The sequence below is a fragment of the Streptomyces hiroshimensis genome (genome assembly GCF_014650335.1).
Classification (GTDB): Bacteria; Actinomycetota; Actinomycetes; order Streptomycetales; family Streptomycetaceae; genus Streptomyces; species Streptomyces hiroshimensis.
Genome location: NZ_BMUT01000003.1, coordinates 508,950 through 525,295 on the forward strand (window position 1 = coordinate 508,950; position 16,346 = coordinate 525,295).

17 protein-coding genes are annotated in these 16,346 nt (G+C 68.3%); 14 read left to right on the top strand and 3 right to left on the bottom strand.

The genetic code is table 11. From position 1 onward, the window contains the following. Positions 1-62: 62 nt before the first annotated feature. From IE241_RS10585 to IE241_RS10650, 14 genes are all read left to right on the top strand, one after another. Positions 63-857: a TauD/TfdA family dioxygenase gene (locus IE241_RS10585; RefSeq protein ID WP_190021423.1), complete on the top strand. Its 795-nt coding sequence runs from the start codon at positions 63-65 to the stop codon at positions 855-857. Between the two features lie 98 nt (positions 858-955). Next, positions 956-1,273, top strand: a complete 318-nt coding sequence (locus IE241_RS10590; RefSeq protein ID WP_190021424.1) for a DUF6415 family natural product biosynthesis protein — start codon at positions 956-958, stop codon at positions 1,271-1,273. Further along, the gene (locus IE241_RS10595) at positions 1,270-1,464 is read left to right on the top strand and encodes a hypothetical protein (protein WP_190021425.1); all 195 of its coding nucleotides are present in this window, start codon (positions 1,270-1,272) and stop codon (positions 1,462-1,464) included. The genes IE241_RS10590 and IE241_RS10595 overlap by 4 nt, the downstream gene beginning before the upstream one ends. Before the next feature lie 90 nt (positions 1,465-1,554). Beyond that, the gene (locus tag IE241_RS10600; RefSeq protein ID WP_190021426.1) at positions 1,555-2,265 is read left to right on the top strand and encodes an HAD family hydrolase; all 711 of its coding nucleotides are present in this window, start codon (positions 1,555-1,557) and stop codon (positions 2,263-2,265) included. Then, on the top strand, positions 2,262-4,121 hold the full coding sequence (locus IE241_RS10605; protein ID WP_190021427.1) for a hypothetical protein: 1,860 nt from the start codon (positions 2,262-2,264) through the stop codon (positions 4,119-4,121). The genes IE241_RS10600 and IE241_RS10605 overlap by 4 nt, the downstream gene beginning before the upstream one ends. Further along, complete coding sequence (locus IE241_RS10610) at positions 4,118-5,068, top strand: thymidylate synthase (protein ID WP_190021428.1); 951 nt, start codon at positions 4,118-4,120, stop codon at positions 5,066-5,068. The genes IE241_RS10605 and IE241_RS10610 overlap by 4 nt, the downstream gene beginning before the upstream one ends. Before the next feature lie 6 nt (positions 5,069-5,074). Next, a complete protein-coding gene (locus IE241_RS10615; RefSeq protein WP_190021429.1) occupies positions 5,075-6,793 on the top strand; it encodes a carbamoyltransferase family protein in 1,719 nt (572 codons plus the stop codon). Beyond that, complete coding sequence (locus IE241_RS10620; protein WP_190021430.1) at positions 6,790-7,848, top strand: glycosyltransferase family protein; 1,059 nt, start codon at positions 6,790-6,792, stop codon at positions 7,846-7,848. Before IE241_RS10615 ends, IE241_RS10620 begins: the two co-directional genes overlap by 4 nt. Positions 7,849-7,941: 93 nt before the next feature. Continuing rightward, positions 7,942-8,454, top strand: coding sequence for a P-loop NTPase family protein (locus tag IE241_RS10625; protein WP_190021431.1), 513 nt, complete (start codon positions 7,942-7,944; stop codon positions 8,452-8,454). Between the two features lie 31 nt (positions 8,455-8,485). Further along, positions 8,486-9,331 (top strand): class I SAM-dependent methyltransferase, encoded by an 846-nt coding sequence (locus IE241_RS10630; RefSeq protein WP_190021432.1) that lies wholly within the window; start codon positions 8,486-8,488, stop codon positions 9,329-9,331. Then, on the top strand, positions 9,328-10,080 hold the full coding sequence (locus IE241_RS10635; protein ID WP_190021433.1) for a phosphotransferase: 753 nt from the start codon (positions 9,328-9,330) through the stop codon (positions 10,078-10,080). Before IE241_RS10630 ends, IE241_RS10635 begins: the two co-directional genes overlap by 4 nt. Continuing rightward, on the top strand, positions 10,077-10,733 hold the full coding sequence (locus IE241_RS10640; RefSeq protein WP_190021434.1) for a histidine phosphatase family protein: 657 nt from the start codon (positions 10,077-10,079) through the stop codon (positions 10,731-10,733). Before IE241_RS10635 ends, IE241_RS10640 begins: the two co-directional genes overlap by 4 nt. Then, positions 10,730-11,566, top strand: a complete 837-nt coding sequence (locus IE241_RS10645; RefSeq protein WP_190021435.1) for an aminoglycoside phosphotransferase/kinase family protein — start codon at positions 10,730-10,732, stop codon at positions 11,564-11,566. The genes IE241_RS10640 and IE241_RS10645 overlap by 4 nt, the downstream gene beginning before the upstream one ends. A gap of 32 nt (positions 11,567-11,598) precedes the next feature. Then, positions 11,599-12,084 carry an NAD-dependent epimerase/dehydratase family protein gene (locus IE241_RS10650; RefSeq protein WP_190021436.1) on the top strand — a complete coding sequence of 162 codons (486 nt, stop codon included), beginning with the start codon at positions 11,599-11,601 and terminating at the stop codon, positions 12,082-12,084. A 434-nt stretch (positions 12,085-12,518) separates the two neighbouring features. Here IE241_RS10650 and IE241_RS10655 read toward each other — a convergent pair whose 3' ends face one another. The 3 genes from IE241_RS10655 to IE241_RS10665 form a co-directional block, all read right to left on the bottom strand. After that, the gene (locus tag IE241_RS10655) at positions 12,519-12,935 is read right to left on the bottom strand and encodes a hypothetical protein (protein WP_190021437.1); all 417 of its coding nucleotides are present in this window, start codon (positions 12,933-12,935) and stop codon (positions 12,519-12,521) included. A 112-nt stretch (positions 12,936-13,047) separates the two neighbouring features. Next, positions 13,048-15,804: a tetratricopeptide repeat protein gene (locus tag IE241_RS10660; protein WP_190021438.1), complete on the bottom strand. Its 2,757-nt coding sequence runs from the start codon at positions 15,802-15,804 to the stop codon at positions 13,048-13,050. Next, a complete protein-coding gene (locus tag IE241_RS10665) occupies positions 15,801-16,244 on the bottom strand; it encodes a hypothetical protein (protein WP_190021439.1) in 444 nt (147 codons plus the stop codon). Before IE241_RS10665 ends, IE241_RS10660 begins: the two co-directional genes overlap by 4 nt. Positions 16,245-16,346: the final 102 nt, after the last annotated feature.

The window sequence follows — 16,346 nt, forward strand, 5'->3', positions numbered from 1 at the left end:
GTACCACGCCACCGGTCCGAGTCGACCCTGGCCACACCGTCCCCGAGGAAAGGAGTGCACTGATGCGCGAGACCAAGCCGTACACGGCCCACTACGTCGACGTTCAGTCGTCGCGGGCCGAAGAGGTGGTCCGCGAGCGGTTACGTGTCACCGGGATGGTCACCCTCACCGGCTTCATCTCCCGAACTGTCGTTCGTGAGTTCGCCTCCCGAATCATGGACATCACTCCTCACCGCGACAGCGACCCCGACGGGCTGACCACCCTCCGCAATACCCGCCGCCACATGCACCTGGCCGGATACGGGGGTTTCGGCAACAGCGAACTCGCCCCGCACACCGAGCGCTCCGGCGTCCCCGAGCCGCCCCGGCTCATGCTCCTGGTCTGCGGCACCCCCGCCCCCTACGGCGGCGACTGCCTGCTCACCGACGGCCGAGCGGTCTACACGGGCATCGCGGCACGCCGCCGCGAGGCCATCGTCGCGCTGGGCAAGGAGCGCACGGCGTTCTTCGGCGGCGGAGACGGCCACGCAACGCAGGTGTTCACCGAACACCCCGATGGCCGGGTGTCCGTGCGGCTCAGGCTCGACGGCCTCGCCCGCTTCAGCCCCATCGTGCAGAGCTACCTGCCGGATCTCCGAAGCGCGCTCACCACCTACCAGATTCGCCTTCCGCTGGACGCCGGCCAGGGCTACCTGATCGACAACGGGCGCTGGCTCCACGCCCGCGAATCCTTTACCGGCAGCCGCCTGTGCTGGCGCGTCCTCGGCGAGCCCCGTTTCCGTCTCCTCCGCGGCTTCGCGCCCGCCTCGCGATCCGCCACGAAGCCGGCCGCATCCGGGCGGGTGGTCATGTCATGAGAACGCTCAAGACAGCCGCCGGTCGCCGACTGCGCGCTACCCGCCAGGGCGCTTCCCCAGTCAGGCACGCCCATTGCCCCATCGATGTCGACGACATCATGAGTACGGTCCGCATCACCCTCGGCAGGCTGCCGCTGACTGCCATCGTCGAGCACCTGCTGCTGCGCCTGCGCGGTCACATCCAGCTGCTGCTGCCCGAGATCGAGGCCAAGGGCTGGGCGCGGTTCGGCCAGGACGACCAGATCCGCCTCATGACCGCCTCCGTGCGAGACAGGCTGAACAACGAGCCGAAGGCCGGCCCCGCGGTCGTGCGCTGCGTGTACGCCCAAGAGCTCGCCCACATCTGTCGCGACCTCCTCGCTCTCGCGCTCGCCGAACCGGGCTTCGAGCAGCCCTACCCGGCGGCCGCGTCATGAGGGACCGCGCACAGCCTCGACGCCGACTCGTCTGTTACGACCCCGTCGGCACCGTGTGCAAGTGGACGTACGGGGTCGGAGTCGTCGCCACGCTGGGGCTGCTCGGGCAGCTCGTCCGGCTCGAACACCACCACAACGCCGTGCCGAACCCACCGCCGGCCAGCGTGTCCGATCTGCCGGCCGAGGAGTGATCGCCCACGCATCGCTCTCACCGGCATCCGAAGGCTCGGCACGCCCTTTCGAACCACGGCAGTCCCACCCCGGACTCGAGGGAGAAGAACATGGCCTCGACACCTCGCCCCGCGATACAGAGCCGTCACACCGATCCGGCGCGCCGCGGCGGACAGCGCTCGCTGCTCCTCGACCTCGACGGAGTCCTGCTCGACACACGACCGGTGATGCAGAAGGCGTGGGGCGCGGTCCAGCAGCGCCACCGCATCGATGTGCCGTTCGAACAGTACGAGCAGCACTTGGGCCGCCCGTTCAACGACATCATGAGGCGCCTGGCCGTGACCGATGCCGAGGCTGTGCATCAGACGTACTCGGAAGCGTCGATGGCCGTCGCCCATCTGGCTCGGCCGTTCGAGGGCATGAAGGAAGTACTCCACACCCTCGTCGCCCGCGGTTGGCTCCTCGGTGTCGTCACGTCCAAGCCACTGGATCGCGCGGCCCCGCTGCTGGCACAGCTCGGGTGCCCGTTCGGCTCGGTTCGCGCAGCCGGCGGCCCTGGCCGCAGCAAGCCGGCCCCCGATCCCCTGCTGCTCGCGCTCGTCGATCTCTGTGCTGATCCGGCGCAAGCCACTTTCGTGGGCGACATGGCGGTCGACCATGAAGCGGCGCGCCGAGCTGGAGTCGCCTACGTCCACGCGGCCTGGGGCTACGGCTCTCCCGGTGCCCCGGTCCCTCCGACCGCGCGCGCTCCGAAGGATCTCCTCCAGTTCCTCGGTGAGGGCCGGCACTCCGGGCCCTTCCTCGAAGGAAGCCTGCTGTGAACCCGGACGATGCGGGCCCCCTCGTTCTCGCCCGGGTGTGGGCGGACGAGGCGTACCGGTGGGCGCTCGTCGCAGAAGGCGCCTTGCCGAACCAGCGGACAGCGGCGTGGATCGCCACTACGGCTCTCGATGTCGTGCCCACCGATCGGCAGGAGTTGGACTCCCACGTCCAGGCCATGATGGCCGAGCTGGAGGCGTACAGCGCCCAGCGGGCTCTGACGCCCGGTGGGGCCTCATGGCTGCACGTGCAGCACGTTCCGGTGCGACGCCTCGTCGGTCGGCTTGTGCGCAAGCTGCTGGCCCTGAGCGCCTGGGAGCCGTTCGCGCAGAACCCCGGCTGCATCATTCCCGCTGCGGGCGAAGCACTGATCAGTACGCGTGAGACGAGCTCCCGTGATTACCGCCTCTACACCGTCACCTGGTCCGGCATCGCCTACCTCCTGGGCGCGCCGGCTCCCGGCGATCCGAGGCGGTCCGCTCAGCTCCAACAGCTCGCGGTCTCTCGCACGGAGGTTTCGCCCGTGCCCAGCCCGGTACCTTCGACGCTGCCACAGTCCGAGGTCGTAGCGCTGTCGTGGTCGTCCCGCCACGCCGAGACCCTCCTGCCGGTGCTGAAGGAGCTGGCCCGCGGCGGCCACCCCACTGTCCTGGTCGATCTGGGCACGGACGCCGCGGATCGATGCCCGGAGCCGACGACCCCGTCCATCCGCCTGTGCCCGGCGCCGCCCAGCCTCCTCTCCCCCGCCGGTACGGTCTCCCGCCCCGCCCTCGCCGACGAGGACCCTGGCGACCACGACAAGACGATCCGTGTCCGCGAGCTGGCCGTGCGACTGGACCGCCTGGATAGCCTTGCTGCCTCCGTCGTCGAGACGAGCGGCGGCAGCACCCAGCCGTCGTGGCGCGCGATGGTCCGCACCGAGACCTGGCTCGACGGCGTGTTCGCCTCCACCCGGCCGCACACCGTCCTGCTCTGCAACGACACCAGCCCGCTGGGGGCGCTCGCGGTTCATGCTGCCGAACGGCACGGCATAACCACGGTCTATGTCCAGCACGGAGCGTGGACCCCGCAGTCGGTGACGTGGCCGGCTCTGCACAGCCGTCACATCGTCGTCATGGGCGAACGGGACATCGCGCCCGCGAGGGCCTGGGCACGGCACCCGGACGCCGAGATCCACGTCCTGGGGCAACCGCGGTTCGATGCCCTCGCCGACATCGATCAAGAGCAGCAGCGCCGCTACCTCGACGAACTTCTGGCGGCCCGCACGGACCGCCGGCCGGAGAAGATCGCGGTATGGGCCTGTCAGCCCTTCGGTCCCGACCTTCTCCGCGCCCAGGGGAGCCTCGTCCTGGAGGGCCTGCGGAAGGCCAAGGGCGATTGGGGCCTGGTCATCGCGCCCCACCCTGCGCAGAGCGCCGGCTCCTTCGCCCTCCTCCTCGAAAGGGCAAGCGGGCCGCCGGTGGCGACCGCCGATCCGGGGATCGGCGCCCGCGGGTGCCTTGCCGGCGCCGACGCGGTCCTGAGTGCCTACTCCACCTGCGGCATCGAGGCCGTGCTGCTGGATGTCCCCGTGGTCGAACTTGCCCATCCCGGCGGGCGGACGCTGGGCCTCGCTGACCACGGGCTCGCCCAGCGCTGCAGCTCGGCCGACGACCTCGCCAACGCACTGAGCAGGCCGCCCCAGTCGCAGGGGTCGCGCAGGAACACCGACGCGGTGTGCCACTGGCGCGGCACCAGCGCCCGCGACATCACCCGCCTCATCGTCGACCGGTCTCGGACCCGCCCCGACGTAGCCACGTTCACCACCGTGCCGGGGCATTGGCCCGGCGAATCGCAAGGTGAGGAGACGCAAGCATGACTCATCTGACCTCCGACAGCATTGCCGAACTCTTCGTTGGAGCCGTGGCATTGGCCAAGAACGGCGACAAAGTCAGCCCCCGTGACATGGCCACCCGCGAGATCCTCAACGTCACCATGCGGCTGACCCAGCCCAGGGCACGACTGCTGTGCGCTCCGCCGGCCCGGATCATCAACCCGGCCTTCGCCGTGGCCGAGACGGTCTGGTACCTCTCCGGCACCGATGCCCCGTGGATCCATGAGTTCAACGGGCGGCTGCGCCACTACGCCGACAACGGCATTCTCAAGGGCGCGTACGGGCCCCGGATGCGGAACTGGGCAGGGAGGATCGATCAGCTCCAGAGGGTCGTCAAGATCCTCAAGGAGGACCCCGACTCCCGCCGGGCCCTGATCCAGCTCTACGACCCGGCGCAGGATGCCGCCGGCCACAAGGACGTCCCGTGCACCCTCGGTTTCCGCTTCCACCTGCGCGCCGGCCGCCTGCACATGACGACGAGCATGCGCGGCCAGGACGTGTGGATCGGCATGCCGTACGACCTGTTCTTCTACACCACGCTGCACGAGTTGGTCGCCGGATGGCTGGGCGCCGAACTCGGGGAGTACCACCACCAAGTCGGCTCCTTGCACGTCTACGAACGTGACCTCGAGCAAGCCGACGGCCTGACCGACGTCAACGCGAGCCAGGTCATGCCCGCCCTGGCCACCCCATGGGAGGGCTTCGACAAACTGCTCGACCGCGTCGAAGCCGGAGGCGAGACCGGGCATCCCACCTGGGACTCCATGGCCGCAACGATGCGCAGCTACCGCCTGTGGAAGCACGGGGCGCGCCAGGAGGCACAACACATCGCAACGACCGTCGACGGACCGCTCGGCGAGGCGCTGATCCACTGGTACGGCGAACTGAACCGCCGTGCCGACGCCTCTGTCCCGTCCGCAGCGGAAGGGTGAGCCGCGATGGATCAGGTACCCGCCGTCGTCCTCGGCCTGTGTTCCTTCACGCACGATTCGGCCGCAGCCCTCCTGGTGAACGGCGAGCTGGTCGGCTTCGTCGAAGAGGAACGCCTCTCCGGCAAGAAGCACACCCCGGAATACCCCCACCACGCCGTCGCCTGGCTCCTCGGCCGGGCCGGCCTCGCGCCGGCCGACGTGGACGCCGTGGCGTACAACTTCCAGCCCGCCCGCTACTTGGCCGAGGTACCAGCCGCGGCGCGGCTGCTGCTGTCGAGCGCAACCCGCTCGCGAGCCCTGCCGCGCGTCACCGGGTTCGCCAAGGTCGCCGTGCGCACCCAGCGCCGTCTCCAATACCTGCGACGGCAATTCCCCCGCGCCCGGGTCGTCCCCGTACTGCATCACCGCGCCCACCAGCTGATCGCCTTCGCGGCGTCGGGATGGAGTGAGGCGGCCGTCCTCGTCGTGGACAGCCTCGGGGAACGGCAGACCACCACCGTCGCCCACGGCCGCCACGCCGAACGTCCGAGCATCCGCCCGCTGGAGGAGATCTGCGACCCAGCCTCCCTCGGCTATGTGTACGGGGCCGTCACCGAACATCTCGGCTGGCGACGCGGAGATGAGGAAGGCACCGTCATGGCGCTCGCGGCCCTCGGCGACGCCGCCCGGTTCCGGCCCGTCTTCGCCCGCGCACTCCGCATTACCGCCACCGGCTTCGTCGTGGACCCGGCCTACTTCCCCCCACGGGTGCTCCACTCCGGCTACCCCCGGATCTCGCCTCTCTTCACCACCGACACCTGTCCGCCGCGAAACCCGGGAGAGCAGCCCCAGCCGGTCCACCAGGACCTCGCCGCAGCGCTCCAGGAACGCACCGAGCAGGTCATGCTCCACCTGGCCCGCCGCGCTCACCGGGTCACCGGGTCGCGGAGGCTGTGCGTGGGCGGGGGCGTGGCCACGAACTGCGTCAGTATCGGGCGGATCATCGAGGAAGGGGCCTTCGATGAGGTCTTCGTCCCGCCCGCGCCGGGCGATGCCGGAACCGCGATCGGCGCCGCGATCGCCGTGCACACGGATACCGGCAGCCGGCAGCCTCTCAAAGGGGTCGCCCGCGCCTGCTATCTCGGCCCGTCCTACCCGCAGCCGCGCCTGGACCTCACCCGGTGGCCGGGCCTGAAGCAGAAGACCCTGGGCGCAGAAGCCGCGGAATTCCTCGCCGACCAGCTGGCCCACGGGATGATCATCGGCTTGTTCCAGGGACGCGTCGAGGCCGGCCCCCGCGCCTTGGGAAACCGATCGATCCTCGCCTCCCCGCTGGAGGACGGCGTCGTGGAACGGCTCAACGCCACGGTGAAGTTCCGGGAGCCGTTCCGCCCGTTCGCCCCCATCACCCTCGCCGAGAGGGCCGGGGAGTTCTTCACCCTCGGCCAGGACGCCCCGTACATGTCCATGGCCTCCCAGGTCACCCCCAAGGCCCGCGAGCAGATCCCCACTGTCGTCCATTCCAACGGAACCTCCCGGCTCCAGACCATCACCGCACAGCAGAACCCCTTCATGCACGACGTTCTCCAGGCGTTCGGGCGCCGCACCGGCGTCCCCGTGCTGATCAACACGTCGCTCAACGTCAAGGGCAAGCCCATCTGCGGAACCCCGGACATGGCGCTCGACTGCCTCGCGACCTCCGGGCTGGACGCACTGTTCCTGGAAGGCCGGTGGATCACCAAATGAAGATCGGGTACAGCTTCTGGGGCTTCCTCGGCAGCGGCATCACCGACACCCCTGACGGAGGCCGCAGCCACCGCCGTCCTCTGATCGACACCCTCCTCGCGCGCGGCCACGACATCGTCTTCCTGCAAGCCGACCGCGACCGGCTCGAAGCCGGCGACACCGTCGGCAGCCCTTACACCTTCGATGCCGGGTTCCCCGACATCGACGTCCTGTTCCTCGAGTGGCGCTGGCCCATCGAAGGGCGCAACACGACCATCTGCGGAACCTCGGGCCACACCTGTGATCTGCACCGCCAGTCCGAGCTGCTGCTGCACTACACCACGCACCGTCGCGTGCCCACGGTGATCTGGGACAAGGATCGCCAGCTGCGACAGGACAGCATCTGGCGGCGCCACCCCACGGTCGCGGTGTGCGAGGCCGCCCTGGAGCCCACCCCGGGCGCCCACACGCTCCTGTTCCCCGTCGACGAGGGACTCCTCGCCCAGGCCGATCCGGACACCCTGGCGGTGAAGCCCCGCGAGGTGCCGCTGGCCTACGTGGGCAACCAGTACGACCGCAACAAAGCCTTCGACCGTTTCTTCGCCCCGGCCGCCTCCTGCTTCGAGCACCGGGTCGGCGGCAAGTGGACCAAGACCGGTCGCTGGCCGCACGTCACCTTTCTCGGACGGGTCCCTTTCACGGAGGTCGCCCACTTGTACGGTGGCGCGCTGGCCACTGTCCTGCTGCTGCCCGAGCGGTACGCCGCGGCGGGCCAGATGACGCAGCGGATCTTCGAGGCCGTGCTGGCCGGCTGCCTGCCGCTGGCCCCGTCCGACATCCGGCACGTCGAGCGGTTCGTCCCCGAGGAGCTGGTGGTCCGGTCGGGCGGCCATGTGGTCCGCAAGATCACTGATCTGAAGAAGATCGCCGGCACACGCCGGCACGCGGAACTGATCTCCGCCTGTCTCGCCCGCCTCGAGCTCTTCGGCCTGAGCCGTCAGGTGGACGCGCTGGAAGCCGTCCTCGGCTCGGTCTCCAGCGCCCCAGTGGGTGCCTGCCGCGGAGCGGCCCGATGAATGGCCACGCTCGGGCAGCCCGTCCCGGATCACCCGGACCTTTCTCGGCAGCCAGGCCGCCTGGCCGTCCCCGTAGCCCTAGGCTGGAGCATCATGAAGAAAGTCGCCGTCGTCGGCTGCGGAGGCAGCGGCAAGTCGCACGTCGCCCGCGAGCTCGGCGCTCTGCTCGGCGCACCGGTGACGCACCTGGATGCCGCGTTCTACGACGAGGAGTGGAACGAGCTGCCCATGGCGGAGTTCGCCGAGGTGCAGCGGAACCTCGTCGCCGCGTCGGCCTGGGTGATCGACGGCAACTACAACTCCACGCTCCAGATCCGGCTCGAAGCCTGCGACACGGTCGTGCTCATGGACGTCTCCACTCCGGCCGCCCTGTGGGGGATCTTCTCCCGGCAGATCCGGCACGGCGCCGGTCACCAGGGCAACGGGGTGCACAACCGGATCCACTGGGGCGTGATCAAGTATGTCGCGACGTACCGGCGCAAGATGCGGCCCCGCGTCATGGCCAAGATCGAGCAGTTCGCCGCCGGGCACGCCACCGTGGTGTTGCTGACCAGCCGACGCCACACGCGCCGCTGGCTCCGGCAGGTCGCCGCAGAGCACAGCTGAGCCGGTCGCAGCCCCTGCGGGGGTGCGGCTCATGATCACCAACCCCTTTCTCGACCCCGGACGGCATCACGATCTGTACGGCCAGACTGGCCGGCTGGCCCACCGGACCGGCGCTCTCATGCGTGCGAAGACCTCCGGTCGACCGGTGCCCGAGGCCATCGTCCGCAGCCTCACGGATCATCGCGGCGAGGGCGCACCACAGCTTGGGCTGGTGGTGGACATCAGTTGCGGACGCGGTACCACCAGCCGGGCCCTGGCTGAGCAGCTCCGGCCGACGAGGCTGATCGGCATCGACCTGGCCCCGGCACTCCTGGCCGACGCCCGCGAGCGGACGGGAAGGCATCGCAATGTTCGTACGGAGTTCGTCCAAGCGGACTTCCACCATCTGCCTCTGGCCGACGGTTCAGCTCAGTCGGTGGTGGCCGCCTTCTGCCTCTACCACTCGCCGCAGCCCGAACGGGCCCTCGCCGAGATCACCCGCGTGCTGGCCGGTGACGGGCTCGCCGTCCTGGTCACCAAATCGCTCGACAGCTATCGAGAGATGGACTCCCTCGTCGCCGACGCCGGGCTCGACCCCCGCGCCGAGCAACACGAGAGCCTTTACACCGCCGCGCACAGCGGCAACCTCGCGGAGCTGACGGACACCTCCTTGGAAGTGGTCACGACCGAGCACGAAGAGCACCGCTTCACGTTCGACGGGCTTGATCACGCGGCGGAGTACCTCGCCACGAACCCGAAGTACCACCTCACCCCTGGTCTCTACGGCAACCCGAGCGCACTGGCCGAGGCACTCCACGAAGCGCTCCCCGAGCAGCCGATCACCACCAGCTCCGTCATCACCTACGTCGTGGCCCGGCACCGGGGAGGCCGACCATGACCTCCACCCGGTTCACCAAGGGCTACGTCAGCGCGAGGCAGGCGGCCGAAGCCGCCCGGCACTACCACTGGCTCACCGCACACGCCCGGCCGCTCCTGCAGCCGGCGCTCACCGCCGTTGCCCCAGCCAGCCTGACGTTCGCATGGGTCGAGGGCCGGCACGCCGAGCCGCACGACCTGCCGCGACTGGCCGGAATGCTGGGTGATGCCCATGGCGCCGCCTGGACCAGCGACCTACACCACGCCTCGCTCGCCATGCCACACACCTTCCGCGACGGCGCCCCGTTCCCCGACTATGTCGCGTGCCGCAAGGTCGCCCTGCGCAAGCGGCTGGAGCAGGGCCACCTGCGCGACGCGTCGGTTCTGGACATGCTGCTCGCACTCCTGGAAGAGACCGCTGGAGGGCCTGTCGCTTTCTACAAGGACAGCAACCCGCGCAACTTCCTGATCACCACCGACGGCACGATCTTCACGGTCGACACCGACGACCTCACGCTCGCCCCCTTCGGATACGACCTGGCCAAGCTGATCACCACGCTGGTCATGACGCACGGCCCGATCGAACCGCCCGGCATCGAGCAGGCACTGGACCTCTACAACGCAGCCGCCTCCCGCCACGACACCCGGCTCGCCGCCACCGATCTCCAGCGCCTTCACGCCTTTCTCACCCTCCACGTGCACCTGACCGCCCCGTACACCGGACGCAACGGCTACCGCTTCGGCATCCCACGATTCGGAGGCTCAACGTGATCACCACCGAAATCGTCTTCATCCGGCACGGCGAGGCCCAGTGCAACGTTGACGGTGTCGTCGGCGGCCCCGCGACCTGCACAGGACTCACCACCCGCGGCCACGCCCAGGTGACACTGGCAGCTGCCCGGCTGTCCGCCGAGCACCGAAGCACGCCGTTCACCGCGCTCTACACGGGCCCACGCCTCCGGCTCCGCCAGACCGGCGAGATCCTCAGCCAGGCCCTCAACCTGCCCGTTCGCACCGACCCTGGCCTCGACGGTCCCGTCCACGGCGCAGCCGACGGCAAACCCTGGACCGAGGTGAAAACCGCCGCCGGAGGCGCGCCCCACGCCCATCCTGACCAGCCGTGGGCGGAGGGATCCGACACCTGGAACGGCTACCTGCAACGGGCCGGTGCCTTTCTCCGCGACCTCATCGCCACCCACGAAGGCGACTGCCTCCTGTTCGCCGCGCACGGCGAGACCGTCATCGCCGCCCACACCCTGCTGCTCGGTCTCGGTCCAGGCACCGATGCCGGCTTCGCCATCTCCCACGCTTCGATCAGCCGGTGGCAGCACCACCTCAACCGGCTCGGCCAGCACCGGTGGTTGCTCAAGGTCCACAACGACACCGCGCACCTCGCCGGGCCGACGACGGAGCCCGCGCCGTGAGCGCCGACTCCGACGACCCGCGCGTCCAACTCGCTCGCAGTACCGTCGGCGAGGTCACCGTCGTCACAGACCCGGCACTCCCCCCACACCTGCTACGGCTCGCCGACAGCGCAGAGAACACCTACTTCGCCAAGCAGCACGAACGATCCGCCCGTTACGCCCAAGAAGTCCGGGCCTACACGACGTGGGTCCGCCATCTGCACGGTCACGCACCGACGCTCGTCGCCCGACAGGACGCCACGCGAACGCTGCTGCTCACTGCCGTCCACGGACAAGGAGGCCAGAGCCTCCCTCCCGGATCCGCCGAGGAGGAGCAGGCGCACCACGACGCCGGCCGTGTCCTCCAGGCTCTGCATCGGGGCACGGCAGGACGAAGTGCCGGCGCCCTGAGCATCGAGCTCGCCACCCGCCTACGCAGCTGGATCGCCAAGGCCGAGCGGGCCGACCTCCTCTCAGGAGCCGAACATCGGCTCCTCGGCCGGATCGCCGCCGAGCTGGCCAGCACCCCGATGGACAGCGCCGTCTGCCACCTCGACTACCAGCCGCAGAACTGGATCTCTGGAGACGAGTTCCGGGTCATCGACATGGAGCACATGCGACGTGATGCCCGCGTGCGCGACTTCGCGCGGCTCGAATTCCGCCGCTGGCAAGCAGCGCCGCACCTGCGCGACGCCTTCTTCGAAGGCTACCGATCCCGCCCGTCCGCCACCGAGCAGCGCCTTCTCGAGCGCTTCGGCGCCATCGAAGCCGCCACCGCCTTGGTCCGCGGACACGAACAGGACGACCCCACCCTGACCGCCCACGGCCGCACCGTTCTCTCACGCCTGAGCTAACCCCTTCGCCACGGCCCTTTCGGAGGTCCCCTATGTCAGAGATCCACCCCGCCGTCACCGCACCGGTCATCCGGCGCGCGGTCGTGACGGGCGCGGCCGGGTTCATCGGCTCCCACCTCGCACACACTCTCCTCCAGGCGGGGGCCACCGTGATCGGCGTGGACCGGCGCGGCCCTGCCAGCGACGAGTCCACAGCCGCCAACCTCAGCGTGCTGCACGGCCGCGACGGCTACATCCCCGTCACCGCCGACCTCATCGACTGCGCGATCGACCCGCTGCTCGTCGACGCGGACGTCGTCTTCCACCTGGCCGGCGTCCCCGGTGTGCGCCCGTCATGGGGATGGCAGTTCAGCGAGTACGTCCGCTCCAACATCCTCGCCACCCAGCGCGTGATGGACGCGGCCACCCGCATGCACGTCCCGCGCCTGGTGGTGGCCTCCTCCTCGAGCGTCTACGGGGTGACCAGCGGAGGGCCCAGCGTCGAGAGCGACCGCCCCCGTCCGGCAAACTCACCGTAACCGCCGACCCGTGGCGGCTGGATGCAGTCGCCGAAGCGGCCCGAGGCCCAGGGCCTCCGCGCGCAACACCCCCCGACAACCCCCACTGCTGAACGCACCGCGTCACCGACGCCCTTCGCCACGAACAGCACCCCCCGGTCGGGGCCGGGGCTTCGTGCTTCCTGGAGAAGTTCGCTGTGCCCACGTACGAGGCCCTGCCCCGCTTCACCGCCGACCTGGTCCGCCTCGCCCCCCCCGAACAGGCTGCCGACCTCAAGCAGTGCCCCGTGCTACGGCGGAAGACGACCACCATCGCCTCCAGCAGAATTAGCGTCGGCACCAGGCAATCTGGATCTGCCCCTCCTTCACCAGCGAGGTCCTGGACGCCGTCCTCGGCGATGGCCATTGCCGGGGCGTCGTGAGTGAGCGCGTTGTGGCCTGGTGTGCGGGTGCGATCAGGCCGACCGGTTCCCACTGTCTCGCCCTGGCAGGCGGCGGTTCTCTTCGACCAACCAGCCGACTGCTCCACCTTGGATGGCCCGGATCATGTCCAGGTTGTAAGCGTAAATCTGCCTCCGAGCGCGGTCAGCAGCGCGTCGTTGATCCGCTCGCGGCTTGCCGTACCGGTGCCGCTGTTGAACCGCCTCCACATGGCCTCCACGGCCTCGCCCAGTTCCACGAAGGCCGCCCCGGTAGAGGCGTTTGTCCAGCAGCCTGCTGACCTCCTCGAATACCAGCACAGCCCGCTCCCGGTCCTGCGTCTGGACACGATGCTGATGCGCCCAAGCGCGACGTTGGAAGAAGGAGCCCAGCAGTCCGCCCAGCACCGTGGTGAGCAGGAACCCGGCCACCACCGGAATCAGCTCTTTCACAAGATCCGTCCCACCTGTTGATCCGACTGTTGCCTATTTCCGGCGTATTCCGGTTGGCTCCTCAGACGCGCGGTGATGTGCAAGGGTGCCGCCACACCGTGGGCGCGGCGGGTCAGGACAATCCCAGCATGCGAACAAGTAGGTCACCAGCTGTATTGAACGGACCCAGCATCTGAGGAATGGAGAGAGACACGACTAGGCTGAGGGCTGGCAAAAGCCTGGGCATGCAGCTAATCTCCATATTCGAGGGATGCCCAGTCTGCATGAGGCTTCCTTGGGTTTTGGTACGCGGCTTGATCTTTATGAACCCCGTGGCGATCAGTCCGGCGACGCAGTAGAGGATCAGCAGCCATACCGACGTGTTGGCCTGGCGCGCATGAAAGAAACCGCACCAAACCACGGCGACCCAAGCGGTTTGGAGCAGCGTTATTCCACGCCAACGTGACGTCCATCGCCCCTGTCGCTGAACTGATGCATTTACCGTCGGACCGAGGTGTGCTGAGAGTTGACGTCGGATTTTCGCGTTCTTCCTGCCGCGCCGCAGCCTTTTGAGAATTCTGATGGCGGTGAAGTGGGCCGCCTCCAGGTGTCCACCCGGATGGGGGATCTGCTCGAGCAGGGTAAGCGCCTCGTTGATGCTTGCAGCAGCCTGACTCAGGTTCTTGCGCGAGCGGTACAGGGCCTCCGCGTATGCATTGAGCGCGCCGACGAAGCCTAGGGAGGGAATTTCGCCATGGCTGTTCTGCGCTACCCGGCGGCTTATCTCCACCGCGCTCCGGCTGACGACGATGGCCTCATCAAGTTTCCGTGCTGCCAGCAAGGTCCAGCTCAGGTTGCTCAGCGCCGAAGCTTCTTCGTATTCCTGGTGCCGTTCGCGCCATGCTGCGGCAGTCGTACGGAAGCAGGTGATCGCTTCGTTAAACCGTCGGAGTTTCCCTAGGGCTATGCCTCGGGTCATCAAAACCTTGGCAGAGCCGTCTTCGTCTCCGAGTCGGCGGTATATACTGTCGGCACGATCCAGTGCATTGAGCACCTCGTCAGGCACATTTGCGAACATTAATGACAGGGCGAGGTTGCTCCAGGCTGCTGCTTCACCGCGTTCGTCTTGCAGTGACTGGAAAACTTTCAGCGCTTTCCTGTGATGGTCAAGGGCGCATGTTCTGCAGTTAATGGAATTTGCGAGATTGCCGAGATCGGTCAGGGTCAGGGCTTCAAGGTCGCGGTTGCGTGTGCGTCGGGATATTTCTAGAGCCCCGTTGAGTACTTCTTCGGCTTCGCGCATCCGGCGGAGTCCACTGAGGGCTGTTCCACATGCTTCCAGGGCGACACCTTCGGCTGCCTCGTCACTGAGCTCTCGTGCGACCTGGACGGCGGTCTGGGAGATGATGAGCCATTCGTCGAGGTATCTGTAGGCGTTGAGGTAGCTGCCCATGGTGCGGGGAAGGTGGAGAATGATCCGTTTCTGTTCCGAGGGCATCGGGCCTGTGAAAGCAGCGATGACGTTGGGAAGTTCCACGTCGAGCCAGTCCGCAGCCTGACGCCGGGTGCTGAACCGCGGCGACCTGGCTGCGGCCGGATCGGGATCAAAGTGTGTACTGGCGGCTTCCGCATGAGCCGTGTAGTGCTCCAGTAGCCGGCGCTGGGTCCATTGGTAAGTGCGTGCGACCCGTGGGTGGCCCCGAGCGTGGGCACGGGCCTGCTCTCCGGCGTAGGCGTGGATCAGGTCGTGCATGCGCCACCGGCCCTGGGCCTGGCCTCGCCCCAGGAGATGGGCCTGGGTCAGTTGAGTCAGCAGCCGCTTCACCGCCTCAGGGGGAGCGTCAGACAGGACTGCTGCAGTCTCGGTGGAAATGTCCACGCCCGGGTTGAGCCCTAGCAGCCGGAAGGTCTCGGCCAAGGCGGCGGGCAGGTGGCGGTAGGACAGATAGAAGGATGCGCGGATCGCGCGTTCCCCGTCGTCCAGAAGCTCCAGTCGAGAACGGATCTCCTCCAGCTCAGCGGCCAGCGCGGCCGCCTGTTGTCCCATGTCGGCGATGAGCCGAGCAGAGGCGATACGCAAGGCCAGCGGCAGATACCCGCACCGCATGGCCAGGGTCTGCGCCGCGTCTATGTCACTGGTGATGCGGGAGTCGGCAGGGTCAGTGATCCTCAGTGCTGCATCGAGAACGCGCACCGCCGCCTCGGGGGTCAGAACGTGCAACTCGATTAGTCGCGCCTCGAAGGTGGGCAGCCTGTCCCGCGAGGTGACGAGCAGTCGGTGCTGGCCGTGGGCAGGCAGCAATGGGCGCACTTGTTCTACATGGGAAGCGTTGTCCGCCACCACCAGCATTCCTCGACCGGCGGTAGCGAGGGCGCTTAGCCGCGAGAGATAGAGGCCCTGCCGTTCCTCCAAGGTCGGCGGGAACGGCTGGGCAACGCCCAGTTGACACAGGAGCCTCTCAAGGGCTTGAGAAGGCTCGACGGGGGATTCGTCGTAGCCGCGCAAGTCGACGAACAGCGTCCCGGCGAACCAGCCTCGGGTACGCGCGGCGTGAGCAGCTGCCAGAGCGAGAGAGGTCTTACCCACGCCGGGTAGTCCGGCCACTGATACGGCCGCTCCCGCTCCCGCCGGAGCGGCCGAGCCGGAGGCCAGCGCCTCCAGCAGTTCAGCCAGGTCCTGGTCCCGGCCGGTGAAGCCCGCCGGCACAGGGGGCAGTGACGCCAGAGCGGTTGAGACTGGCGCGGGCAAACTGATGTCCACGTTGCCGGTGGTGTCCTGAACCATTACCAGCGACCCGAACACGACCGAGGAGGTGACCACCTGCGAAGCCCGGGCGGTCCGTTTTCCGTGGCTCGGCCACCAGCGGCGCCAGGGCCCCTCAGCAGTCACGGGACCTCTTTAATATCTACATTCTCGCCCGTGTCCTGAACCATGCTGACGTCACCAGACGTGGTGACTTTACGCACGGTTTGTCCGCTGTTCGGCGCCGAGGGCGCTCCGGCAGGTGGTATCGGGACCGTCGGCGCGCCACCGGCCGGGCGACGGCTGCGAAGGCGGCGTGTGATGCTCACGTTTCCACCTGTTCCGGAAACCATGGAGAGGTTGCCATCGATGCCGCTGTCCTCCACGGATTGCTTGCTGTTCTCTTGACGGTTGCGTTGCAGACCAGCCAGAGCCACGCCCAGCCCGGCCAGGCCCACGAACAAGCTCAAGACACTGGCCCACTTGTCCGCGGCTTCCAACCCCGCCACCGCAAGATGCACTGCAAGGACCGCCGCAGCCACACCTGCGATAGTTCCGCCGATCCACATTTGCACGCGCCCGGCCATGGCCCAATCGTCCGCCCTTGGCCGAAACTGCGTGCCCTCCCATACGCAAACAGTCACGCTTCTTTTACATGCGGACCGTCTCGCATCCATCTCCCGGAGAGC

Coding starts and splice junctions, on each gene's coding strand:
- IE241_RS10665 (WP_190021439.1), bottom strand. CDS start 16,244: ATGGCCGGGCGCGTGCAAATGTGGATCGGCGGAACTATCGCAGGTGTG.
- IE241_RS10650 (WP_190021436.1), top strand. CDS start 11,599: ATGTCAGAGATCCACCCCGCCGTCACCGCACCGGTCATCCGGCGCGCG.
- IE241_RS10625 (WP_190021431.1), top strand. CDS start 7,942: ATGAAGAAAGTCGCCGTCGTCGGCTGCGGAGGCAGCGGCAAGTCGCAC.
- IE241_RS10620 (WP_190021430.1), top strand. CDS start 6,790: ATGAAGATCGGGTACAGCTTCTGGGGCTTCCTCGGCAGCGGCATCACC.
- IE241_RS10590 (WP_190021424.1), top strand. CDS start 956: ATGAGTACGGTCCGCATCACCCTCGGCAGGCTGCCGCTGACTGCCATC.
- IE241_RS10615 (WP_190021429.1), top strand. CDS start 5,075: ATGGATCAGGTACCCGCCGTCGTCCTCGGCCTGTGTTCCTTCACGCAC.
- IE241_RS10630 (WP_190021432.1), top strand. CDS start 8,486: ATGATCACCAACCCCTTTCTCGACCCCGGACGGCATCACGATCTGTAC.
- IE241_RS10595 (WP_190021425.1), top strand. CDS start 1,270: ATGAGGGACCGCGCACAGCCTCGACGCCGACTCGTCTGTTACGACCCC.
- IE241_RS10600 (WP_190021426.1), top strand. CDS start 1,555: ATGGCCTCGACACCTCGCCCCGCGATACAGAGCCGTCACACCGATCCG.
- IE241_RS10610 (WP_190021428.1), top strand. CDS start 4,118: ATGACTCATCTGACCTCCGACAGCATTGCCGAACTCTTCGTTGGAGCC.
- IE241_RS10635 (WP_190021433.1), top strand. CDS start 9,328: ATGACCTCCACCCGGTTCACCAAGGGCTACGTCAGCGCGAGGCAGGCG.
- IE241_RS10585 (WP_190021423.1), top strand. CDS start 63: ATGCGCGAGACCAAGCCGTACACGGCCCACTACGTCGACGTTCAGTCG.